Genomic DNA, 20,904 nt, shown 5'->3' with positions numbered 1-20,904 from the left:
CACCTTGCCGGATCTACGCGGAAGGTGGCAGACAGTGCGTTGGAACAATCTCGCGGAAGAGACCGTGTACGAGAACCGCTGGTTCCGGGTGAATCTCGCCGATGTGCGGATCCCCGACGGCCGGCACCTCGACCACTACCTCATCCGGATGCGGCCGGTGGCCGTCGCCACGGTGGTCAACGAGGCCAATGAGGTGCTGCTGCTCTGGCGGCACCGCTTCATCACCGACTCCTGGGGCTGGGAGCTGGCCGCGGGCGTCGTCGAGGACGGCGAGGACATCGCGGTGGCGGCAGCGCGGGAGATGGAGGAGGAGACCGGGTGGCGGCCCGGTCCGCTGACCCATCTGATGTCGGTGGAGCCGTCCAACGGCCTCACCGACGCCCGGCACCACATCTACTGGTCCGACGAGGCCACCTACACGGGCCCGCCGCAGGACGGCTTCGAGTCGGACCGCCGGGAGTGGGTGCCGCTGAAGCTGGTGCCCGACATGGTGGCCCGGGGTGAGGTGCCCGCGGCGAACATGGCCGCGGCCCTGCTGATGCTTCATCAGATCCGCCTCGGCTGAGGCGGGTAGCTGCCCGGCACCGCCGTCCGCGGGCGGCGGTGCCGGGTGCGGTCACCTGGCCATCACCTGCCAGACGGTCACCGCCACCGCCGCCACGGAGGCGAGCGCGGCCACCGACGGCAGCGGCCAGCGACCGTGCTCCAACTGCGCGATGCGGGCGTTCAACTCGTCCGCATCGCGCTCGTACTGCGCGGACCGCTGCGCGAGCAGCGCCAGTTCGCCGTCGACGCGGGCGGTGCGTACGTCCAGACACCGCCTCAGCTCCGCCACATCGGTGGCAACCAGCTTGCGTTCAGGGTGGGCGGTCACTTTCCGTTTCCTCTTTTCCGCTGTCGCGACATCCGTCGTCCGGTTACGAGAACAGTCAACTGCCCGGAAGCAAGAGGCGGGAGTGTGTGTGCCGGGCTTCTGTGAGTCACTGACGCACACCCCGTGTGAAGTTACGGAGAGTGAGGAAGGGGAGGGGTGGGAGGGGCTCCGGGGGAAGGTGGGGGCAGTGCGACGGCGGTCAGCGGCGCCCGCTGCGGATGCGATTCCGTCCAGCCGCCAGTTCCCGGTGCGTTCGGCGAGGGCGGCCGCCTCGGTGAGGCAGCTGTCGGCCGTGGCGTGGTCGGAGCGGTGGAGATGGACCTGCCCCGGGCAGCGCAGCACCAGGGCGTGATTGCCGTCGCGGCCGAGTCTCGTCGGCCGGCTCACGGCCGGGAGCGGCCTTGCGGTGGCGTCGGCTCACCGCCCGTTGTCGGTGCGGGCGCGGCGCCAGGCTCCGTCGGCGAGGAGGCGCAGGCCGTTGAGGCCGACGATGATGGTGGAGCCCTCGTGCCCGGCGACACCGAGCGGCAGCGGCAAGGTGCCCGCCAGGTCCCAGATGACCAGGCCGGTGATGAAGACCGCGGCGATGACCAGGTTCTGCACCACCAGGCGCCGCGCGCTGCGGGAGAGGGCGACGACGGTGGGGATGGTGGCGAGTTCGTCGCGGACGACGACGGCGTCGGCGGTCTCCAGGGCGAGGTCGGATCCGGCCCGGCCCATGGCGATGCCGGTGTGGGCGGCGGCCAGGGCGGGGGCGTCGTTGACACCGTCGCCGACCACCAGCACCTTGTGCCCGGCCTGCTCCAGCTCCTTGACGGCGGTGACCTTGTCCTGCGGGAGAAGGCCCGCGCGGACGTCGGTGATACCGACCTCTGCGGCCAGCCGGGCGGCGGCGCGCGGGTTGTCCCCGGTGACCAGCACCGGGTCGGTGCCTGTCAGCGAGGTGAGGGCGGTGACGGTGGCGGCGGAGTCCGCGCGCAGCCGGTCGGCGATGCCGAGCACGCCCACGGGAGTGCCTTCGGCCGTGACCAGCACGGCGGTGCGGCCCTCGCTCTCCCACCGCGCGGCCACCTCGACGGCGGGGTGGCCGTCCCGGCCGTGCCACAGCCGGGCGGGGCTGCCGACCGCGATCGCCCGGCCGTCGACGGTGGCGGTGACCCCGGTGCCGGGCGCGGAGGTGAAGTCCTCGGCGAGCGGGAGGTGGAGGCCGCGGCTGCGGGCGGCGTCCACGACGGCGCGGGCCAGCGGGTGCTCGCTGGGGTGTTCGGCCGCCGCGGCCAGGGTGAGCAGGTCCTCCTCGCTCAGGCCGGAGGCGGGTGACGGACGGATGTCCGTCACCTTGGGGGTGCCCTCGGTCAGGGTGCCGGTCTTGTCCAGGGCCACCGCGTCGACCTGACCGAGTTGTTCCATGACCACCGCGGACTTGACCAGGACGCCATGGCGGCCGGCGTTGGCGATCGCGGACAGCAGCGGGGGCATGGTGGCCAGCACCACCGCGCACGGCGAGGCGACGATCATGAAGGTCATCGCCCGCAGCAGCGTCGGCTGCAGCGCCGCGCCGAACAGCAGCGGCAGCGTGAAGAGCGCGACCGTGGCGGCGACCATGCCGAGGGAGTAACGCTGCTCGACCTTCTCGATGAAGAGCTGGGTCGGCGCCTTGGTCTCGGAGGCTTCCTCCACCATGGCCACGATCCGGGCGATCACCGAGTCCGACGGGTCGCGCTCGGCCTTCACCCGCAAAGCGCCGGTTCCGTTCAGGGTGCCGGCGAACACCTCGTCCCCGGCCTCCTTGGCGACCGGAAGGGGCTCGCCGGTGATGGTGGCCTGGTCCACCTCGCTCGCCCCGTCGAGGACCCGGCCGTCCGCACCGATGCGCTCACCGGGCCGCACCAGGAGCGTGTCGCCCACCGTGAGCTGTTCGGTGGCCACGCTCTCCTCGCCGCCGTCGTCCCGCAGCCGGGTCGCCTTCGTCGGGGCGAGGTCGAGCAGGCCGCGCACCGAGTCCGCGGTGCGGGCGGTGGCGATCGCTTCCAGGGCGCCGGAGGTGGCGAAGATGACGATCAGCAGCGCCCCGTCCAGCACCTGCCCGATCGCCGCCGCCCCGAGCGCGGCGACCACCATCAGCAGATCGACGTCCAGGGTCTTGTCCTTGAGGGCCTTCAGCCCCTCCCATCCCGGCTCCCAGCCGCCTGTGACGTAGGTGAGCGCGAAGAGCGGCGCCCACGACCACGCCGGTGCCCCGGCCAGGTACAGCGGCAGCGCGATCAGGAACAGCACCAGAGCGGTCGCCGCCCAGCGGGCCTCGGGCAGCGCGAAGATCCGTGTGCGCCGCCGCGGCGCCACCGTGTCGCGGAGGGCGTCGCCGGCGGGGGCCGGGCGGGTGAGGGTGGAAGACATCGACGCAGGATCCTTCGGAGAGGGAGCGGCGGACACGGTCCAACCCCATCACCGTAGCAGGAACGCATGAACATGGCTTCATGTATTCATGGTGCGGGGCCGTAGGATGAACTCATGGGTCATGGAGCCGCACCTGCCAGCAGCGTCCCGCGTACACGCCTGGACGCGGCCAGTGCCGCCAAGGTGGCCACCACCTTGCAGGCCCTGGCCACCCCGTCCCGGCTGTTGATCCTCGCCCGCTTGCGGGAGGGGCAGCTGCCCGCCACCGAACTGGCCGCCGAGGTCGGCATGGAGCAGTCCGCCTGCTCCCACCAGCTCCGTCTGCTGCGCAACCTCGGTCTGGTGGTCGGCACCCGCAAGGGCCGCTCGGTGGTGTACTCCCTGTACGACAACCACGTCGCCGAACTCCTCGACCAGGCCCTCTACCACGTCGAGCACCTCCGCCTGGGAATGAGCGACACTCCGGCAGCTGATGCCGGCGAGGCATCGGCCGCGCTCTAGTCGGCGGCTGCCACCGTTCCTGCACAGCAGGCCGGTTGCGGACTGCGCGGGTGTCCGCCCGGGCCTGGTCGCGCACGGGGCCGACGTGTCAGTCGTTGGCCTGGCAGGTACCCGGTGTACCGAACTTGCCGACAGGTCCCGGCGGTTTTTGTGCGCCGGACCGGCGGGTGCTCAGCGCGCGGAGAGCCGCAGGGTGGCGTTGTGGGCGTGCATTGCGGCCTCGAGAGCCTCGTCGTCTGATGGGCGGCCAGTGCCAGGCTCGCGCAGCAGGCCACGATCAGACAGAGGAAGGCCACCACCTCCGCCGCACGGTGCACGGGCGGCGGGGCCAACAGGGCACGCACCGGCTGCGGCACCGGCCCTCCGGTGGCCGCCAGGCCCCCTCGCTCCGGCCGCCGTCTGCTCAGCCAAGGCCTGTTGCGGAAGTGGAGTTGTCGGACTGGACGTGCCCTGCGGCAGGCACCGCTTCATGTCAGGCTCTGGGGGACCGCTGCCCCTGGGGACTCTCAGTTGCCATCGGGAGGCTGCGCAGTGTCAGCGCGGTCGGCGGGGGCAGCGGCTTGTTGGCCGGGGCGGTGCGGAACGACTGGAGCAGGTAGGCCACCAGGCGCCGGGACGCTGCACCATCATCCGGTAGGGCCGTCACCAGACCGCAGTGTGCCAACAGGACCACAGCGAGGTCGGAAGGGTGAAAATCGGCCCGCAGCGCGCCCGACGCCTGGGCCCTGCGTACCAGGGTCGTGAAGTCCCGCTCGGCTCGTCGCCGGGACTGCGCGTGTTCCGACGTGCTTTCCGGGAAGGCCGCGACGAACGCGGCCGGGAACCCGCGTTCCTCCCGTTGCAGAGCGCAGACCGTCTCGACCAGCTGCTGGAAGCCCTGCCACGGGTCAGGGGCGGCCAGAGCCTCGGTGAGCGCCCGCGCGCAGGTCTCCATCTGCTGCGCGAACGCGCCTCTCACCAAGGCGTCCCGGGTCGGGAAATGCCGGTACAGCGTCGCCACGCCGACCCCGGCCCGTCGGGCCACGGTCGCCATCGGGGCGTCGATCCCGTGCTCCGCAAAGACCGCACGGGCGGCGACGAGGACGCGCTCCCGATTGCGCCGGGCGTCCGCCCGCACCCCGCCCCGGGCTGTGATCCGAGAGGATTCCGCCATCACTGTCTCTCGCTTCCGGTCCAAGCGGACGATTGCGTCCACTTAAGAGCTTACGTTCGATGCCAGATCCCTTACGGCCCCCGGCGGCGAAGGCGGAACGATGAACGACCGCATGATGAAGGCAGTGCTCTACGACCGCTACGGCGGCCCCGAGGTGCTCTACACGGGCCGCGTGCCACGCCCCGAGCCGGCCCCCGGCGAGGTCCTGGTGAAGGTGCGCGCGTTCAGCGTCAACGGCGGCGAACTGGCAGCCCGTTCCGGCCGGGTCCGCCTCCTGAGCGGCCGGACATTCCCCAAGCGCGTCGGCTTGGACTTCACCGGCGAGGTCGCCGCACCGGGGGCCGGAGTCATACGGTTCGCGGCCGGCGATCGCGTATGGGGGATCTTGGGCCGCACCTCCGGGTTCGGCAGTGCCGCCGAGTATGTGACCGTGCCCGTCGAGCGGGTGGGCCGGCTCCCCGACGGCCTTGACCTGGTGGATGCCGCCGCGCTGCCGGTGGCCACCACGGCCATCACCGCGCTGCGGGACAAAGCCGGGCTGCGCCCCGGCGAACGGCTTCTCGTCCGGGGCGCGGCGGGCGGTGTCGGCAACGCCGCCGTCCAGCTCGGACGGGCGTACGGCGCAGAGGTCACGGCTCTGGCCCGCGCAGCCAACCTCGACTTCGTCCGCGGGCTCGGCGCGCACAAGGCCGTCGACCACCGGACCGTGCGGCCGGCGGAACTGGGCCGCTTCGACGTCGTCCTGGACACCGCGGGGACCGACCTGCGGGCCTTCCGGCGCCTACTGAATCCCGGCGGGCGCATGGTCACCATCGCCATCGACCTGAAACGGCCCGCTGCGTCGCTCGGCCACCTCGCGGCCAGCACGGTCCACGGACACGGGCGGGTGCGCTTCTTCAGCGGCAACCCCACGCGGGCGGACTTCGACGACCTGGCCCGCCATGTGGTCGAGGGCAAGCTGAGCCCTGCGGTGGACACGGTCTTCCCCATGGAGGAGACAGCAGCGGCACACCAGGCGCTGGAGGCGGGCGGCGTCCAGGGCAAATACGTGGTCAGGGTCGCGTAGGACGTCTGTGGAGGTGCTGATCACAGCCACTCGGTGAGGGCAACGATGAGGACGGTCGCCTCGCGGCGGACCGCCGGCTCGTCGTCTCGCACGGCGACGGCGCGGTGCCTCTTGAGGCGGTTGATCCCGCACTCGACCGCGTGCCGCTGCTTGTAGTCGCCCTTGTCGAACTCGGCGGCCGTCCGCCACGCGAGCCACGTATGCGACGGGGAGGTCCCGCCATGGAACTCCGGTCCGGACACGGAACCGGATGCCGTCGATCAGCTGCCGCCGAGCATCTCGTGGGACATGCCGAGGTGGTCCTGGAGCGCGCGTCGGCCGGTGTCGGTGAGAGCGACGGCGCGGCTGGTGCCGATGCGAGTGATCCAGCCGGAGTCGAAGGCGTGACGGCAGAAGGCGGCACTTACGGCACCGGCCAGATGAGGGCGGCGTTCCGTCCAGTCCAGGCACGAACGGACAGGCGGACGCCGCGTAGCCGGCGGCAAGGTGATGCCGAGTTCGGCCAACCAGGCGGTCCCGTTACCGGTGAGCGTCAGCCCCTGTTCCCAGCTCAGCAGCCCCCGATCGGTCATTGCCCCGGTGATCGCGACCCCGAGAGCGCCGGCGAGGTGGTCGTAGCACGTGCGGGCGCGGGCCAGCGCCAGGCTGCGGTTGACCGCGGGCAGCGAGCGGGGCGGAGTGACGCGGCGAGGGGCCATGGAGGCAAGGTTCTCGATCAGTTCGGCCGTGCCGGGATCGGCGAGGCGAACGTAGCGATGACGACCCTGGCGCTCCTGCGCGAGCAATCCTCCGCCGACCAGGAGGTTCAAATGCGCGGTCGCGGTCGAGGCGGCCACCCCGGCATGGCGCGCCAACTCGATCGCGGTCCATGCCCGGCCGTCCAGCAGTGCCAGGCAGAAGCTTGCGCGGGTGCCGTCGGCCAGCAGTCCGGCCAGGGCCGCCAGGTCCGGGCCCCCGACGTGCGCGTCATGGTTTCTCATCGCCATCCATCATCCACCCGGGATTCTTCGGCGGGTGCCGAAGGATCTCCGCCCTACGGTCGAGCACCATGAACACCGCAACGCCCAGCAGCATGCCCGACAACCCGTCGGCCGATCATGTGACCATCACGCCGAGCATCCTGTACTTCGGAACGCCGGTCGTACTGCTCTCGACGGAGAACGAGAACGGCTCCTTCAATCTCGCGCCGATGTCCTCGGCCTGGGCACTGGGCCACGTGATCGTCCTCGGTCTGGGCACCGGGGGACAGACCGCGCACAACCTCTCCAGCCGCCCCGATCTGGTGATCAACCTCCCCGCGCCGGCTCAGTGGCCGGCGGTGGAGCGGCTGGCGCCGCTGACCGGGCGCACCCCGATACCCGCGGACAAGCGCGGCACCTTCCGTTTCGAGCCGGACAAGTTCGCCGCTGCGGGCCTGCGACCTGAACCCTCCGAGTTGGTCCGGCCGCCCCGAGTCGCCGATTGCCCCATCCAGCTGGAAGCCCGTGCCGCCCGGGTCCAACCCGATGTCTCCGGAGCGTTCCTCATCGTCGAGGCCCAGGTGCTCAAGGTCCACGCCGATCCGCGTGTCGTCGTCCCCGGCTCCCAACACGTCGACCCGGCCGCGTGGAGCCCACTGATCTACAACTTCCGCCACTACTACGGACTCGGCCCCGAACTCGGCCGCAGCTTTCGCTCCCGGACACCTGGCCTGCGGCACCAGGCTGCGCCGGCACCTGCTGTATCGCTCCGGAGGAGTCCGTGGGCAGCTCATCCGCCCAGAAGCTCGCGTGGGAGAACAAGCTCGTGAAGGGCTTCAACACCACCGACGAGTACCTGGAGTTCGGACTTCTCACGGCCGAGGTCGGCGAAGCCTGCGGGGGCGTGCCGCTGACCTAGCGCGGGCGGCGCAGCGGCTGGGCGCGTGCCGGGCGGCTCGCGACCCGGCACGCTTCGCGAGCCGGGTTCCACGCCCTCGTGCGGACAGAAACCCCCACGCATGCTGAGGCCGGATGCCCCTCCTGCGGCTCTCCCTCTGTTCCGGAACCGGGCCTCGTCGTGGGTCCCGCGGGCTCCGCACCACTCCCTCCCCTGACCACCGCATCGAGGTACGGCATCGTCCCGGTCTCCTCGACCGGAACGCCGTTCCCGTGCACCGATCGCCTGCTTCCGGAGCCCCCGTCCGGTCCAGCTGGTCGGCGATCTCCCACACAGCACCGAACGAAGGGGAAAGACCGTGACCACGCCCGTCCCGTCCCGCATCGCTCTGGTGAACGGCAGCTTCGAGCAGCCCACCGTCCCCAGCGGCGTCGCGTTCCTGCCCGACGCCTCCCAGACTCAGGCCCCCAACCACGTGCCGGGATGGCTGACCACGGCCACCGACCACCTCATCGAGATCTGGCACACCGGCTTCAACGGCGTCCCCTCCGCCGACGGTTCGCAGTTCGCCGAGCTCAACGCCAACCAGGTCTCCACCCTCTACCAGGACCTGCCCACCACCCCCGGCGCGAGGCTGTACTGGCGGCTCTACCACCGAGGCCGCCTCGGCCAGGACACCATGTCCCTGGACATCGGCGCACCCGGTGCGGTCGTCCAGCAGCGTCAGTTCACCGACGGCAACACCGCGTGGGGCTTCTACACCGGCACCTACACCGTGCCCGCCGGGCAGACCACCACCCGCTTCGCCTTCCGCTCCGTCTCCGCTGCCGGCGGTGACCAGTCGGTCGGGAACTTCCTCGACGGGGTCTTCTTCGGCACCGCCCCGTCCGTGACTCTCACCAAGGAGGCGATCCCCGACGGGCCGTTGCAGGTCGGGGACGTGATCACCTACCGGATCACCGCCCGCAACGAAGGCGGCGGCAACGCCGAGGCCCTGCGCCTGACCGATGCCGTCCCGGCCGGTACGACGTACCTGCCCGGCTCATTGCGGATCGTCACCGGCCCCAACGCCGGGGCGAAGACCGACCAGACGGGCGACGACCAGGCGTTCTTCGACGCGGCGAACCACCAGGTGGTGTTCCACCTCGGCAACGGCGCCACCAGCGGACAGGGCGGCAGCCTGCCCAACACCGACACCCTCCCGGGCGGGACAACGGTGGAGTTCCGGGTCACCATCGACGAGGCCGGCGCCGGCGGGCAGGTGGCCAACACGGCCACCGCCACCTATGAGAACCGTCTGGGCCCCAACCCGGAGCCGCTCACCGCGACGTCCAACGAGGCCGACACCCCGGTCCTGCCGGCCGCCGACCTGAGCGTGACCAAGTCCGCGGACGCCACCGTCGTCGCGGTGGGCCAGACCGTCACCTACCGGGTCACCGTCCGCAACGCGGGCCCGAACACGGCCACCGGCGTCACCGTCGCCGACACCCTCCCCGCCGGCCTGGCGTTCCTCTCCGCCACCACGGCCAACGGCAGCTACAACCCGGGCACCGGCCAGTGGGCCGTCGGGACGCTGGCCGCCGGTGCCTTCGCCACGCTCACCCTCCGGGCCAAGGCCACCACCACCGGCCCCGTCGCCAACACCGCCACCGCCCACGGCAACGAGACCGACCTCCACCCCGCCAACAACACCGACACCGTCACCGTCTGCGTCAAGGCCGCCCCCGCCTGCCCGCCCTGCCCTCCGCCGGCCGGTGGCTGCGGCCCCTGCTGACCCTGCCCGCCGCCCGCCATCGACCCCGCCCCTCCTCAGAAGGCGGGGCGGCGGCCACGGACGGGGCTGACCTTCTCCAGGCGTTCCGCGAGGTCGAGGAGGAGGGTCTCGGCCCACCATCGGCTGACCAACTGGACGCCGAGAGGCAGGCCGTCGTCCGTGGCACCGAAGGGGAGCGCGACGGCGGGCAGGCCGGTCAGGTTGAACGGTACGGTCGCGCGCATCACCGCGCGCGCCGGCAGGGAGACACCGCCCACGTCGAGGCGGCTGCGGCCATGAGGCGGCGCGGGAAAGGGCGTGACGGGGCACAGCAGGACGTCGTGGTCGGCGAACCATGCGGCAAATCGCGTGCGCATCTGCTCCACCTCGTGTTCGGCGGCGACATGGTCGGCGAGCGGAACGTCGGCGGACTCCAGCGTGGCCGCGATGACCGGGTGCACCTCCGCCTCGCGGCCAGAGGTGACGGCGCGCAGGGCGGGCCGTATCTCCGGGGGAAACAGCGTCGCCGACAGCAGGGTGCAGTCCCGCTCGGCGAGCCAGGGAAGCTCGCTCTCCCGGACGTCGTGCCCGAACTCGGTCAGCGCCGTGGCCGCCGCGGCGACCGTGGCGGCGACCTGTTGATCGACCGCGCCGAACGCCGTGGTGGTCCAGCCGATGCGCAGCCGGCCCCTGCCGTGGGCGCGGCCTGCGGCGGGCAGCGCCACGGCGTAGGGGTCGTTGCCGTCGGGCCCCTCCATGAGGGAGAGCGCCAGGCGCAGGTCGCGCACGCTGCGGGCCATGGGGCCGGCATGCCACCAGCGGCGCGGCACGGCGGGGAAGTGGCCGGTCATCGGCAACCTGCCGTGGGTGGGTTTGATCGAGGCGATCCCTGTGTCGGCGGCGGGCCCGCGCACGGAGATGGCGACGTCGCTCCCGATACCGAGCGGCGAGAGCCCGCTCGCGATGGCCGCCGACTCACCGCCGCTGGAGCCCCCGGGAGTGCGCTGCGGATCGTAGGGGTTCAGGGACCTGCCGATGAGGCGGTTGTCCGTCTCGGTCCAGTAGGACATCTCCGGCAGATTCGTCTTGGCCAGCAGGATGCCGCCGGCCTGCCGAAGGCGGGCCACCGGGGTGGCGTCGGTATCGGGCACCCGGTCGGCGAAGAGCCTCGATCCCCAGGTGGTGGGGGCCCCTGCGGTGTCGAAGGAGTCCTTGACCGTGAAGGGGACCCCACTGAGGGGGCCGTCGGCCGGCCGCGCCGCGGCGTGCAGAGCCTGCTCACCGAGCACGGTCACGAAGGCGTTCACCCGGTCCCCGACCGCCTCGATCCGGTCGAGATGGGCGGCCACCACCTCGACGGCGCTCACCGTGCCCGCTGAGATCAGACTCGCGAGGCCGATCGCGTCATGCCATACGAGATCGCTCGGCTCCATCGGCTCCAAGTCCCCTTCCTTCGCAACAAACTTCCTGTTCCTGCCTGTTCAACTCGCCCTACGAGGGGCGGCCTCACACCGTGTCAGGCCACGTACGCGGGGGACCGCGGGGCCCGATGTGGCGGGTGCGTCGGTCCGGCCGTCGGTGTGTCAGTCGTGTTCGGGCGCTGAGCCGGTCCGTGGTGTTTCGGCGCCGGTGAGGGTCCACATGGCCAGGAGGTCGAGTGCTTGTCTGGACGACGAGCCGGGCTCCGCGGTGTAGAGGAAAAGGGTGGTGTCGGGGTCTCCCGGTGGGATCAGCGTCTCGTACTCCACCGTCAGTTCACCGACCAGGGGGTGGTGGAGGCGTTTGGAGCCGTGGGTGCGCTGGTGGACCCGGTGCTCCTCTTCACGGCGCAGGCCCGGAACACGCCGTGTACGGCTGTCCGGCGCAAGACCGGCCTGCTCGGGAGCCACCTGACTGCGCGCCTTCCGCAGGAAGTTTCCCAACTCACGGTTGTTGTGGGCCATACCAAGCAGTATCGAGGATGGGGGGTGATTCCCGCGTGGCTCTCTCAGTCCTGGTTTGCCGGGTCCGCTGTCGCGCAGGCCCTGCTATGGGCGCCCGCGGGGGGGGGGGGGGGACGGCGGCGGGCCATGCTGAATGCACGTCCTCATCAGGGCGAATGGCAGGGGACGCGGCGCGCTCATGTCCTCCGGCGCCATCGCGTCATGCCTGACCAATGGCTTTCCCGGAGCAAGCCGCCGCTTTCTCCGGACGGTTTTTCATGGAAAAGGAACGCGTATGAGCAAGGGCAAGGTTCTCCTCGTCATGTCGGCTGCCGAGGTGTGGGAGCGCACCGACGGATCGAAGTACCCGACGGGTTACTGGGCGGAGGAGTTGGCCGCTCCGCACGAGAAGTTCGTGGCGGCCGGTTACACGGTCGACTTCGCTTCTCCGGGCGGGGTGCTGCAGCCGCTGGACGAGCACAGCGCTGACCCGGCGGTCGCGGGCGAGGAGTGCGGTCACTACGTGGCACACGCCCGGAAGGCGCTGAAGGAGTTCGGCCCGCTGCTGAAGCTCGACGAGATCGACATCGACGACTACGCCGCGGTGGTGCTGCCCGGCGGCCACGGCCCGGTGGTCGACCTCTTCCAGGACGCCGACCTGGGCCGTCTGCTGGCGAAGGCGGAGAAGGACGGCAAGCCCATCGGCGCGGTCTGCCACGGTCCGGCCGCACTGCTGAGCGCCGAGGACGAGGACGGGAACTGGCTCTTCGCCGGCCGCAGGATGACGGCGTTCACCGACGAGGAGGAGCAGCTGTTCGGCACGGCCGAGGGCGCTCCGTGGCTGCTCGCCTCCCGCCTGCGGGAGCTGGGTGGGGTCCACGTCGGAGGGGCGGCGTACCAGCAGCACAACATCATCGACGGCAACCTCTTCACCGGCCAGAACCCCGCCTCCAGCGCCAGGCTGGCCGAGGACATGATCGCCGCGCTGCGCTGACCCACCACCCGGCGCACGACGGGCGGGCCCTTCGCCCGTACGAGTGGCCCGGCCACAGGCCGGACGCCGTGCGAGGTGGCCGACGCCACGCCGGCCGACGGGGCGGCCGTTCCTCCCCGCCGGGCCGAGATCCTGCGCCGCGCCCACGGCCTCCTACTGGAACGCGTCGAGGAATTCGCGCGTACGGACGGGAGCGGTGCTGCCGGACGGCCCGGGCTGCGAGGGCCCTCCGGGCAGCAAAAACACCGGGAGGCAGTGCCGAAAGTGGCACTGCCTCCCGATGAACTCGCCTTTGCATAAAGGCACTTGACGGCGTCGCCGACGGGCTCAGTACGAGTAGAACCCGGAACCGCTCTTGCGGCCCAGCCGCCCCGCGTCGACCATCCGGGCGAGGAGCGGCGGCGCGGCGTACAGCGGCTCCTTGTACTCCTCGTACATCGAGGCGGCGACCGAGGCGACGGTGTCGAGGCCGATCAGGTCGGAGAGCCTGAGCGGGCCCATCGGGTGGGCGCAGCCCAGCTCCATGCCGTTGTCGATGTCCTCGCGGCTGGCCATGCCCGATTCGAACATCCGGATCGCGGAGAGGAGGTACGGGATCAGCAGGGCGTTCACCACGAAGCCCGAGCGGTCCTGGGCGCGGATGGCGTGCTTGCCCAGGACGTTCTGGACCAGCGCCTCGGCGCGCGCGATCGTTTCGTCGCCGGTGGTCAGCGCGGGGATCAGCTCGACGAGCTTCTGGACCGGCGCCGGGTTGAAGAAGTGGACCCCGATGACCTGGTCGGGGCGGGAGGTGGCGACGGCCAGCTTCACCAGCGGGATCGAGGAGGTGTTGGAGGCGAGGATCGCGTCCGGACGGGTCACGACCTGGTCGAGGACCTGGAAGATCTCCGTCTTGACCTGCTCGTTCTCCACGACGGCCTCTATGACGAGGTCCCGGTCGGCGAACTCCCCGAGGTCCGTGGTGAAGCTCAGGCGGGCGAGTGCGGAGTCCCGTTCGGCGGGGGTGATCTTGCCGCGGTCGGCGGCCTTGCCGAGCGAGTTCGTCAGCCGGGTGCGGCCCAGCTCCAGGGCTTCGCCGGTGGTCTCGGCGACCATGACCTCCAGCCCGGAGCGTGCGCACACCTCGGCGATGCCGGCGCCCATCTGACCGCAGCCGACGACGCCCACGCGTGCGATGTCGGTGAAAGTGTCCGTCACCTCGTGCCTTTCGCTGATCTACGGGACCGGCGGGGCTCCGTAGGGGTGCCGGACCCGCCTCGGCCCCCCAAGTTACTCGTACGGCTACGAGCCTCCTGGCGCCGGGGCGGGCATTCTGACCTGCAAGAACCGGACGAAAAACGGACAAGTTGGGGGTATTTGATGAGACGGATCACACGCCGGAGCTTCACCGTGGCGGCGCTCGGAGCCACCGTGTGGCGCACCGGCGGACCCGTGGCCGCCGCCGCGGACCTGTCCGGACGCCCGGCACCGGAACCGTCCACCGGAGCGGGCGTCGGGCGGGCGCGGCCGCGTCCCGCGCTGCGCGGGATGTGGCTGGCGACCGTCGCGAACCGCGACTGGCCCTCCCGCCCCGGCCTGCCGCCCGCCGAGGCGCGCCGGGAACTCCTCGCCCTGCTCGACGCCGCCGCCGACCGCCGCCTCAACGCGGTCTTCTTCCAGGTGCGGCCCACCGCCGACGCCCTGTGGCCGTCGCCGTACGAACCGTGGTCGGCCTACCTCACCGGACAGCAGGGCGGTGACCCCGGCTGGGACCCGCTGGGCTGCGCGGTCCGTGAGGCGCACCGCCGCGGTCTGGAGCTGCACGCCTGGTGCAATCCGTACCGCGTCGCCCTCCACGACGACCTGGGGCGCCTGGACCCGTCCCATCCGGCGCGCCGCCACCCGCACCGGGTGGTGCGGTACGGCGGCAAGCTCTACTACGACCCGGGGCTGCCGGAGGTCCGGCGCGCCGTCCAGGACGCGTGCCTGGACGCGGTGCGCCGCTACCGCGTCGACGGGCTCCACTTCGACGACTACTTCTATCCGTATCCGGTCGCGGGGGAGACGTTCGGCGACGACGCCTCGTACGCGGCGTACGGCACGGGCTTCGCCGACCGGGCGGCCTGGCGGCGGCAGAACACCGAGCTGCTGGTGCGGGAGACGGCGGCGCGGGTGGCGGCGGTGTGCCGGGCGACCGGGCGGCGGGTGCGGTTCGGGGTCAGCCCCTTCGCGGTCTGGCGCAACCGCGCCACCGACCCGGCGGGCTCGGACACCCGCGCCGGGGTGCAGACCTACGACGACCTCTACGCCGACACCCGGCGCTGGGCCCGGCTGGGGCTGCTCGACTACCTCGCCCCGCAGGCGTACTGGCACCTCGGCTTCGAGGCGGCGGACTACGCGCGGATCGTGCCGTGGTGGGCGCGCACGGTGGCGGGCACCGGCGTGGACCTCTACCTGGGCGAGGCCCTCTACAAGGCGGGCGACCCGGCGCAGCCCGCGCCTTGGCAGGACCCGGCGGAACTCTCCCGCCATCTCGCCTTCGCGCACCGGTATCCGCAGGTGGGCGGCCATGTCTTCTTCGCGGCGAAGGAGGTGGCCGCCGATCCGTCGGGGGCGATGGCGCGGGTGGTGGCGGACCACTACCGGTAGGACACGGCTCCGGGGCCGCCGTGCGGGCGGCGCCCGGAGCGCTCCGTGGTACCGCCGCGGCCGCGCGAGGCGCCGCGGGCAGGGCTCAGCGGGTGTGCTTGTCCGTGCCGTGGCGGACGACGGTGTCGGGGCCGGGCGACATGATCGTCTCGTGGCCCGATTCGTCGCGGACGCGGAAGGGGGGATCGCCGTGGTCGCCCAGCACTTCGATGATCTCGACGACGTGGTCCTGGTGTCCGACGGTCCTGCCGTGCACCAGCAGCCGGTCGCCCTTGGTCGCATGCATCAGGGGTCCTCCCGCCTGGGAAGGCCGTGCCGCCGCTCGGCCGGGCGGCCTGGCCAACGGATTACGGGCCGGGGCGGCCCGGACGGCGGTACATGCCGCTGCGGCCAGTTTACGTCCGGGGGCCGACGGCGCATCCGGCGCGCGAGAGGAGTGGGGCGGCCCCGGATCTCCGCCTCAGCTCCTGCTGCGCTGGGTGACCACGATGCAGGACAGCACCGCCAGCGCCGCCACCGGGGCCGCGGGCGGCAGGTGTTCGCCGAGCAGGGTGACCGACCAGACCAGCGTCAGCAGCGGCTGCGTCAGCTGGATCTGGCTGGCGCGGGCGACGCCGATGGCCGCCATCCCGCGGTACCAGACGACCATCCCGGCGAAGGTCGAACCGGCCGCCAGCCACACCAGCCCGGCCACCGCGTGCGGCGTCGGGTGCAGCGGCTCGGCGGTGAGGGCGAGGGCCGAGCCCGCGACCGTCACCGGCAGCGCCAGGACCAGTGCCCAGCCGATCACCTCCCAGCCGGGCATGGCGCGGGCCAGCCGGCCGCCCTCGGCGTACCCCGCGGCGCAGACCAGCAGCGCCCCGAAGAGGAAGAGGTCACCGGCGCCCGGACGGCCGCCGCTCTGCTGCAGGGCGAACGCGATGACCACCGCCGCACCGGTCAGCGCCGCGATCCAGAACGTCCGCGACGGCCGCGTCCCGGTGCGCAGCGCGGCGAACGCGGCGGTGGTCAGCGGCAGCAGACCGACGACCACCGCCGCGTGCGAGGTGGTCGTCGTCTCCAGGGCGAGCGTGGTCAGCAGCGGGAAGCCGAGGACGATCCCGCAGGCCACGACGGCGATACCGGGCCAGTGGCGCCGCGCGGGCAGCGGGGTGCGGCGCGCCGCGAAGCAGGCGCCGGCGACGGCGGCGGCCAGGACGCTGCGCAGCATCACGACCGTCCACGGGCCCAGGCCCTCCAGCGCCCAGACGGTCGCCGGGAAGGTGAGCGAGAAGGCGGCGACGCCGAGCGCGGCGAGGAGGATGCCGCCGCGGGCGGTGTCGGGGGGAGTGGCGGAAGCGGCTCGGGTGGGCGGAGCGGCGGCGGGACGGGCCGCGTCCGGTGCGGTGCAGGAGGCCGGAGGCCGGGCCGCGGAGCCGTCGACCGTTATCCGCGCGGCGTCGGTAGCGCTATCGTGTGCTCTCATGCATGAGCGTAGCAGCGTCGCCGAACTGGCCGCAGCCCTGCGGGAAGAGGTCAACCGCTACTCGACAGGAGAGAAACTGCCGTCGAGCCGTGCGCTGCGGGAGCGGTACCGCGTCAGCCCGGTGACGGTCTCCCGGGCGCTCGCCGAGCTGGCCGCCGAGGGGCTGGTCACCACCCGGCCCGGCGCCGGGGTCTTCCGCGCCGCCCCGCCCGCCCGCGCCGCGCGCCCCGTCGACACCTCCTGGCAGGAGATCGCCCTCAGCGCCGAGGCCGCCGCCGACCAGGTGCCGCGCAGCGTCGACGCCTCCGGGGTGCTCGCCACCCTCGCGGGACCGCCGCCCGGCGTCGTCGAGCTGAGCGGCGGCTACCTCCACCCCGACCTCCAGCCGGAACGCGCCCTCGCCGCCGCGCTGGCCCGGGCCGGCCGCCGCCCCGGGGCCTGGCGGCGGCCACCGATGGCGGGCGTGGACGAGCTGCGGGCGTGGTTCGCGCGGGAGATCGGCGGGCCGGGCGGCGCGCTGGCCCCCAGCGACGTACTGATCACGGCGGGCGGCCAGAGCGCCCTGACCGCCGCGCTGCGGGCGCTCGCCCCGCCCGGCGCGCCGGTGCTCGTCGAGTCCCCGACCTACCCCGGCGTCCTGGCCGTCGCCCGCGCGTCCGGGCTGCGGCCGGTACCGGTGCCGGTCGACGCGGACGGCGTACGGACCGACCTCCTCGCCGACGCCTTCCGGGCCAGCGGCGCCCGGCTCTTCGTCTGCCAGCCGCTGTTCCAGAACCCGACGGGCGCGGTGCTCCCGGCCGAACGGCGGGCCGAGGTGCTGCGGGTGGCGCGGGCGGCCGGGGCGTTCGTCGTCGAGGACGACTTCGCCCGCCGCCTCTCCCACGAGCCCGCGTCCGCGCTGCCGCCGACGCTGATCTCCGGCGACGAGCACGGCACCGTCGTCCACGTCGGCTCGCTGACGAAGGTGACCTCCCCGAGCCTGCGGGTGGGAGCGCTGGCCGCCCGCGGCCCCGTCCTCGACCGGCTGCGCGCCATCCAGGTCGTCGACAGCTTCTTCGTCCCGGGGCCGCTCCAGGAGACCGCGCTGGAGCTGGTCGGCTCACCGTCCTGGCCGCGCCATCTGCGGATGGTCTCCAAGGAGTTGGCCGCCCGCCGGGACGCGCTGACCACCGCGCTGCGCACCCGGCTGCCGGACCTGACGGACGCGGACGGCGGTACGGCACTGCGCGTGCCCCGCGGCGGCTGCTACCTCTGGCTGCGGCTGCCGGACGGCACCTCGGAGGAGGCGCTGGCCGGCGCGGCGCTGCGGGCCGGGGTCTCCGTCGCCGGGGGCCGCCCGTACTTCCCCGCCGAGCCGCCCGCGGCCCATCTGCGCCTCGCCTTCGCCTCGGCCTCCGGCCCCGCCGAACTCGCCGAGGGCGTGGAACGCCTGGCCACCGCCTGGCAGGAGGTCGCGCCGTAGCCCGCCACCGGAAAGGGCTCGACGCCCGCCCCACCGGTCTGCGAATCTCCGGCCATGAATCCCCAACTGCCCGCGGGCTACGAGCTGTCCACCGACCCGGCGCGCCTGGACCGTGCGCGGCTGCACCGCTGGCTGTCCGAGGACAGCTACTGGGCGTCCGGCCGCACCCGGGAACGGCAGGAGCGGGCGGTGGCCGGTTCGCTCAACTTCGGTCTGTACGCCACCGGTTCGGGCCGCCAGGCGGCGTATGCCCGGGTGGTCACCGACCACGCCACCTTCGCCTGGCTCTGCGACGTCTACGTCGACCGGGCCGACCGCGGCCTGGGCCTGGGCACCGCCCTCGTCGAGGCGGTCGCCGCCGATCTCACGGCGCGCGGACTGCCGCGGATCGTGCTCGCCACCCGGGACGCGCACGGCGTCTACGAGAAGGCCGGGTTCCGGCCGCTGCCGGAGCCCGGGGAGTGGCTGGCGCGACCGCTCGCCGCTCCGGACACGCCCGGGCGCTGACCGCCGTTCCCCGTCCGGCCCAGCCGCCACCCGGTCGGCGGAGCGCCGCCTGTGACCTGCACGGATGGCGGCGCTCGGGGCCTGCGGCGCGGAGTGCGGGCCCGGACCGAGGTGCGCCCGGCGGGCGGCCGGGGTCTGCTCGGTGCATGTTCATACGGCATGTCCTCCGACACGCACCGGCCACCGGCGCCCTCGCGGCCTCGCTGGCCCTGACCGGCGCCGGGCCGGTCCTCGCCGCGGGCGACGCCCACCGGGCGGTCGTCCAGCCCGACCCGGTCGCCCCCGGGGAGGAGTTCTCGGTCTTCGACGGCGGCAACTGCCCCGGGGAGAGCGGCGAGGCGACGTTCGACGGCGCGGGCATACCGACGATGAAGCTGTCGACGCTGCGCAACCAGGTGGGCGGCACCGCCCGGGTCCCCGATTCCGTCGAGCCCGGTTCGTACAAGGTGACCGTGGTCTGCGGTGATGGTGGTGGCGGTGACGGTGGTGAGGACGGCGGGCACGGTGGCGGGAGCGGTCGGCGGCCCGGGGCGGCGCCGCAGGGCGAGGGGCTGACCCCCCAGAGCGATCCGGGCGCGGCGGGCCCGGACGCCACGGCACCGGACGGCGGCCTGCCGGGTGGCGGCCTGCCGGGCGGAGCGTCCCCCGGCAGCGGCGGGACACCGCCCGCAGACGGTCTGCCCGGAGCCGGAGCCGGAGCCGGGCCTGGGGCCGGGGACGGGCCTGGGGCCGGGGACGGCCCGCTGCCCGCCCCCGGGGATCCCGGAGCGTCCGGTGGTGGTGCGCTGCTGCCCGGTGACGGTGCGGCGGGCGCACCGGTGGCACCGGAGGACGCGGCCGGAGCCGGGCTGCCCGCCGGAGGACCGGTGGACGGTGCGGCGGCGGGCGGCGGCCCGGCGGGCGCTGCCACGGCCCGGGCGGTGTCCGCCGTACGGGCGGACGGCGCCGCGCCGGCAGCCGGTGGCGGTGGGCGCGGGCACGGGAAGACCACGCTGACCGGCACCCTGACCGTGGTCGCCGCCGACCACGGTCGGCTGCCCGAGGGCGGTTCCGACACCGGTCTCGGCGGCGCCGCGGGCACCGGCCTGGGCACCACCGCGCTGGGCGGCGCCCTGCTGGCCGGGGCGGTCGGCTGGGGCGTCGTCGACCACCGCCGCCGGAGCCGGGAGGAGGGCCGGGACTGACGCCGCGCCGGGCGGGACGCTGCCGAACCCCTCCGGGACCGGGGCGTCCGGCGTCGGGGCAGGGTGCCCCGGCGCAGCTCAGCCGTGCTGGTGCTGGAGGGCCGAGGCCGGGGTCCGGCTCATGTGCCAGCCGTCGACGCGGGGCCCGACGAGGTCGGTCGGCCAGCCGGCCGTGTCGACCGCGGCCTGGTAGACGGCGTCGCCGAACGCCACGATCGCCCGATGCGGGTCCTCGGTCCGCCGCAGGATGTCCCACGGCAGCAGCACCAGACCGGCGTCCGCGTCCCAGGTGGCGCCGGGCACGCCCCAGGACCGGCCCTCCAGACCGTCCGGCTGCGGCCAGATGTAGGCGTACATGCCGATGCTCGGCCTGTCCGGCACGTTCTGGAACGAGAAACCCACCGCGACATACGCGTTGAGCTGCGCGTTCTGCATGAACGGCGGTGCGTTGCGCGGTGGGGTGGTGGGCTGTGCCCGGTGCCGGGTGGCGGAGAGGTCGAAGCCGCCCCACATCACCCCCACCGGCGGACGGTGCCCCAGGAAGGGCGCCTGCCAGGACTCCAGCCCGCCGGTGACCAGGTTCATGGCCTGCCACATCAGACGGGCCGCGTGCGGGTTCCACGTCCGTGCGGCGCGGTCGTCCTCGAAGGTGGGCGGGGCGCCCGGGATCTCGCAGATCAGCGGGGTGCGCGGGCGGGGCAGCCCGAGTTCGGCCGCGGCGGCGCAGAACGTCCGGTAGAACGCGGCGACCGACTCCCCGGACAGCGGCAGTCTCCGCTCGCCCCTGTCCGTCTCGATCACGACATCACCGTCGAGCAGACGGTGGTGGACGGTGAAGGTGACGTCCCGGTGGCGGAACGTCGGTGTGCCGAGTCCGCGGGGCGTGACGCCCAGGACGATGTTGCCCCAGCCCGCCTCGAAGGGCTCGTCCAAGGCGTATTTGCCCGCGACCTGAACGATCCGGTTCACGTAGTCGACCATGGGCGCCAGTTCCGCGTGGTCCAGCTCCGGCCACGCGCCGAGACGTTCGCTCACGGGGAGCCTCCCAGCGTGTCGATGCGGCCGCCGGTGGTCGCCACAGAGGGCGTGCGGGTCGGTGCGCACACCTGCCGTGCGGCGACGGGGCGGCCTCCAGCACCGA

The 20,904-nt window shown here is 73.2% G+C and carries 20 protein-coding genes and 1 pseudogene; 10 read left to right on the top strand and 11 right to left on the bottom strand.

Annotation, left to right across the window (positions count from 1 at the left end; all coding sequences use genetic code 11):
- Positions 1–34 precede the first annotated feature (34 nt).
- Positions 35–565, top strand: a complete 531-nt coding sequence (locus ACZ4U4_RS16295; protein WP_467874140.1) for an NUDIX hydrolase — start codon at positions 35–37, stop codon at positions 563–565.
- Between the two features lie 51 nt (positions 566–616).
- Here ACZ4U4_RS16295 and ACZ4U4_RS16290 read toward each other — a convergent pair whose 3' ends face one another.
- The gene (locus tag ACZ4U4_RS16290; RefSeq protein WP_467874137.1) at positions 617–874 is read right to left on the bottom strand and encodes a hypothetical protein; all 258 of its coding nucleotides are present in this window, start codon (positions 872–874) and stop codon (positions 617–619) included.
- A 417-nt stretch (positions 875–1,291) separates the two neighbouring features.
- Entirely contained in the window at positions 1,292–3,271 is a 1,980-nt protein-coding gene (locus tag ACZ4U4_RS16285) for a heavy metal translocating P-type ATPase (RefSeq protein WP_467874134.1), read from the bottom strand.
- Positions 3,272–3,385: 114 nt separating this feature from the next.
- Here ACZ4U4_RS16285 and ACZ4U4_RS16280 point away from each other — a divergent pair, with 114 nt between their 5' ends.
- Positions 3,386–3,772, top strand: coding sequence for an ArsR/SmtB family transcription factor (locus ACZ4U4_RS16280; RefSeq protein WP_467874132.1), 387 nt, complete (start codon positions 3,386–3,388; stop codon positions 3,770–3,772).
- A 472-nt stretch (positions 3,773–4,244) separates the two neighbouring features.
- Here the strand turns inward: ACZ4U4_RS16280 and ACZ4U4_RS16275 are convergent, their stop codons facing one another.
- On the bottom strand, positions 4,245–4,925 hold the full coding sequence (locus ACZ4U4_RS16275; protein ID WP_467874593.1) for a TetR/AcrR family transcriptional regulator: 681 nt from the start codon (positions 4,923–4,925) through the stop codon (positions 4,245–4,247).
- A 100-nt stretch (positions 4,926–5,025) separates the two neighbouring features.
- On the opposite strand from ACZ4U4_RS16275, the gene ACZ4U4_RS16270 reads away from it, so the two are divergent.
- Positions 5,026–5,991: an NAD(P)-dependent alcohol dehydrogenase gene (locus ACZ4U4_RS16270; protein WP_467874130.1), complete on the top strand. Its 966-nt coding sequence runs from the start codon at positions 5,026–5,028 to the stop codon at positions 5,989–5,991.
- Positions 5,992–6,011: 20 nt separating this feature from the next.
- Here ACZ4U4_RS16270 and ACZ4U4_RS16265 read toward each other — a convergent pair whose 3' ends face one another.
- Together ACZ4U4_RS16265 and ACZ4U4_RS16260 are read right to left on the bottom strand one after the other, a co-directional pair.
- A complete protein-coding gene (locus ACZ4U4_RS16265) occupies positions 6,012–6,233 on the bottom strand; it encodes a hypothetical protein (protein ID WP_467874128.1) in 222 nt (73 codons plus the stop codon).
- An 18-nt stretch (positions 6,234–6,251) separates the two neighbouring features.
- Entirely contained in the window at positions 6,252–6,971 is a 720-nt protein-coding gene (locus ACZ4U4_RS16260) for a helix-turn-helix domain-containing protein (RefSeq protein ID WP_467874125.1), read from the bottom strand.
- Positions 6,972–7,039: 68 nt separating this feature from the next.
- Between ACZ4U4_RS16260 and ACZ4U4_RS16255 the strand changes: the two genes are divergently transcribed.
- The gene (locus ACZ4U4_RS16255) at positions 7,040–7,780 is read left to right on the top strand and encodes a flavin reductase family protein (protein WP_467874122.1); all 741 of its coding nucleotides are present in this window, start codon (positions 7,040–7,042) and stop codon (positions 7,778–7,780) included.
- Between the two features lie 426 nt (positions 7,781–8,206).
- Complete coding sequence (locus ACZ4U4_RS16250; RefSeq protein ID WP_467874120.1) at positions 8,207–9,622, top strand: DUF7507 domain-containing protein; 1,416 nt, start codon at positions 8,207–8,209, stop codon at positions 9,620–9,622.
- 35 nt (positions 9,623–9,657) lie between these two features.
- On the opposite strand, the gene ACZ4U4_RS16245 is transcribed toward ACZ4U4_RS16250, so the two are convergent.
- Positions 9,658–11,034 (bottom strand): amidase, encoded by a 1,377-nt coding sequence (locus ACZ4U4_RS16245; protein ID WP_467874591.1) that lies wholly within the window; start codon positions 11,032–11,034, stop codon positions 9,658–9,660.
- A gap of 150 nt (positions 11,035–11,184) precedes the next feature.
- A pseudogene (locus ACZ4U4_RS16240) lies at positions 11,185–11,421 on the bottom strand (MmyB family transcriptional regulator); the annotation flags it as partial.
- A 397-nt stretch (positions 11,422–11,818) separates the two neighbouring features.
- Between ACZ4U4_RS16240 and ACZ4U4_RS16235 the strand changes: the two are divergent.
- Positions 11,819–12,517 (top strand): type 1 glutamine amidotransferase domain-containing protein, encoded by a 699-nt coding sequence (locus ACZ4U4_RS16235; RefSeq protein WP_467874117.1) that lies wholly within the window; start codon positions 11,819–11,821, stop codon positions 12,515–12,517.
- A gap of 327 nt (positions 12,518–12,844) precedes the next feature.
- On the opposite strand, the gene ACZ4U4_RS16230 is transcribed toward ACZ4U4_RS16235, so the two are convergent.
- Positions 12,845–13,714, bottom strand: a complete 870-nt coding sequence (locus ACZ4U4_RS16230; RefSeq protein WP_467874114.1) for a 3-hydroxybutyryl-CoA dehydrogenase — start codon at positions 13,712–13,714, stop codon at positions 12,845–12,847.
- A gap of 162 nt (positions 13,715–13,876) precedes the next feature.
- On the opposite strand from ACZ4U4_RS16230, the gene ACZ4U4_RS16225 reads away from it, so the two are divergent.
- Positions 13,877–15,145 (top strand): glycoside hydrolase family 10-like protein, encoded by a 1,269-nt coding sequence (locus ACZ4U4_RS16225; RefSeq protein WP_467874112.1) that lies wholly within the window; start codon positions 13,877–13,879, stop codon positions 15,143–15,145.
- 85 nt (positions 15,146–15,230) lie between these two features.
- On the opposite strand, the gene ACZ4U4_RS16220 is transcribed toward ACZ4U4_RS16225, so the two are convergent.
- Together ACZ4U4_RS16220 and ACZ4U4_RS16215 are read right to left on the bottom strand one after the other, a co-directional pair.
- Positions 15,231–15,431, bottom strand: a complete 201-nt coding sequence (locus ACZ4U4_RS16220) for a DUF1918 domain-containing protein (RefSeq protein WP_467874110.1) — start codon at positions 15,429–15,431, stop codon at positions 15,231–15,233.
- A 174-nt stretch (positions 15,432–15,605) separates the two neighbouring features.
- Positions 15,606–16,610, bottom strand: a complete 1,005-nt coding sequence (locus tag ACZ4U4_RS16215; protein WP_467874107.1) for a DMT family transporter — start codon at positions 16,608–16,610, stop codon at positions 15,606–15,608.
- On the opposite strand from ACZ4U4_RS16215, the gene ACZ4U4_RS16210 reads away from it, so the two are divergent.
- The 3 genes from ACZ4U4_RS16210 to ACZ4U4_RS16200 all read left to right on the top strand — a co-directional run bounded on the left by ACZ4U4_RS16210 (position 16,609) and on the right by ACZ4U4_RS16200 (position 19,763).
- Positions 16,609–18,072: an aminotransferase-like domain-containing protein gene (locus ACZ4U4_RS16210; protein WP_467874103.1), complete on the top strand. Its 1,464-nt coding sequence runs from the start codon at positions 16,609–16,611 to the stop codon at positions 18,070–18,072. The genes ACZ4U4_RS16215 and ACZ4U4_RS16210 overlap by 2 nt on opposite strands.
- Before the next feature lie 54 nt (positions 18,073–18,126).
- A complete protein-coding gene (locus ACZ4U4_RS16205) occupies positions 18,127–18,579 on the top strand; it encodes a GNAT family N-acetyltransferase (RefSeq protein WP_467874101.1) in 453 nt (150 codons plus the stop codon).
- A 146-nt stretch (positions 18,580–18,725) separates the two neighbouring features.
- Positions 18,726–19,763, top strand: coding sequence for a hypothetical protein (locus ACZ4U4_RS16200; RefSeq protein ID WP_467874098.1), 1,038 nt, complete (start codon positions 18,726–18,728; stop codon positions 19,761–19,763).
- A 78-nt stretch (positions 19,764–19,841) separates the two neighbouring features.
- Here ACZ4U4_RS16200 and ACZ4U4_RS16195 read toward each other — a convergent pair whose 3' ends face one another.
- Positions 19,842–20,798: a DUF5996 family protein gene (locus ACZ4U4_RS16195; RefSeq protein ID WP_467874095.1), complete on the bottom strand. Its 957-nt coding sequence runs from the start codon at positions 20,796–20,798 to the stop codon at positions 19,842–19,844.
- Positions 20,799–20,904 lie beyond the last annotated feature (106 nt).

The organism is Streptomyces sp. NPDC029159 (assembly GCF_055564055.1).
This window is presented reverse-complemented; position numbering and strand designations above follow the sequence as displayed.

Bases quoted from the DNA above. Each gene is read 5' to 3' on its own strand.
- ACZ4U4_RS16285 (WP_467874134.1), bottom strand. From the start codon at position 3,271: ATGTCTTCCACCCTCACCCGCCCGGCCCCCGCCGGCGACGCCCTCCGC.
- ACZ4U4_RS16280 (WP_467874132.1), top strand. From the start codon at position 3,386: ATGGGTCATGGAGCCGCACCTGCCAGCAGCGTCCCGCGTACACGCCTG.
- ACZ4U4_RS16275 (WP_467874593.1), bottom strand. From the start codon at position 4,925: ATGGCGGAATCCTCTCGGATCACAGCCCGGGGCGGGGTGCGGGCGGAC.
- ACZ4U4_RS16270 (WP_467874130.1), top strand. From the start codon at position 5,026: ATGAACGACCGCATGATGAAGGCAGTGCTCTACGACCGCTACGGCGGC.
- ACZ4U4_RS16260 (WP_467874125.1), bottom strand. From the start codon at position 6,971: ATGAGAAACCATGACGCGCACGTCGGGGGCCCGGACCTGGCGGCCCTG.
- ACZ4U4_RS16255 (WP_467874122.1), top strand. From the start codon at position 7,040: ATGAACACCGCAACGCCCAGCAGCATGCCCGACAACCCGTCGGCCGAT.
- ACZ4U4_RS16245 (WP_467874591.1), bottom strand. From the start codon at position 11,034: ATGGAGCCGAGCGATCTCGTATGGCATGACGCGATCGGCCTCGCGAGT.
- ACZ4U4_RS16235 (WP_467874117.1), top strand. From the start codon at position 11,819: ATGAGCAAGGGCAAGGTTCTCCTCGTCATGTCGGCTGCCGAGGTGTGG.
- ACZ4U4_RS16225 (WP_467874112.1), top strand. From the start codon at position 13,877: ATGAGACGGATCACACGCCGGAGCTTCACCGTGGCGGCGCTCGGAGCC.
- ACZ4U4_RS16220 (WP_467874110.1), bottom strand. From the start codon at position 15,431: ATGCATGCGACCAAGGGCGACCGGCTGCTGGTGCACGGCAGGACCGTC.
- ACZ4U4_RS16210 (WP_467874103.1), top strand. From the start codon at position 16,609: ATGCATGAGCGTAGCAGCGTCGCCGAACTGGCCGCAGCCCTGCGGGAA.
- ACZ4U4_RS16215 (WP_467874107.1), bottom strand. From the start codon at position 16,610: ATGAGAGCACACGATAGCGCTACCGACGCCGCGCGGATAACGGTCGAC.
- ACZ4U4_RS16205 (WP_467874101.1), top strand. From the start codon at position 18,127: ATGAATCCCCAACTGCCCGCGGGCTACGAGCTGTCCACCGACCCGGCG.
- ACZ4U4_RS16200 (WP_467874098.1), top strand. From the start codon at position 18,726: ATGTTCATACGGCATGTCCTCCGACACGCACCGGCCACCGGCGCCCTC.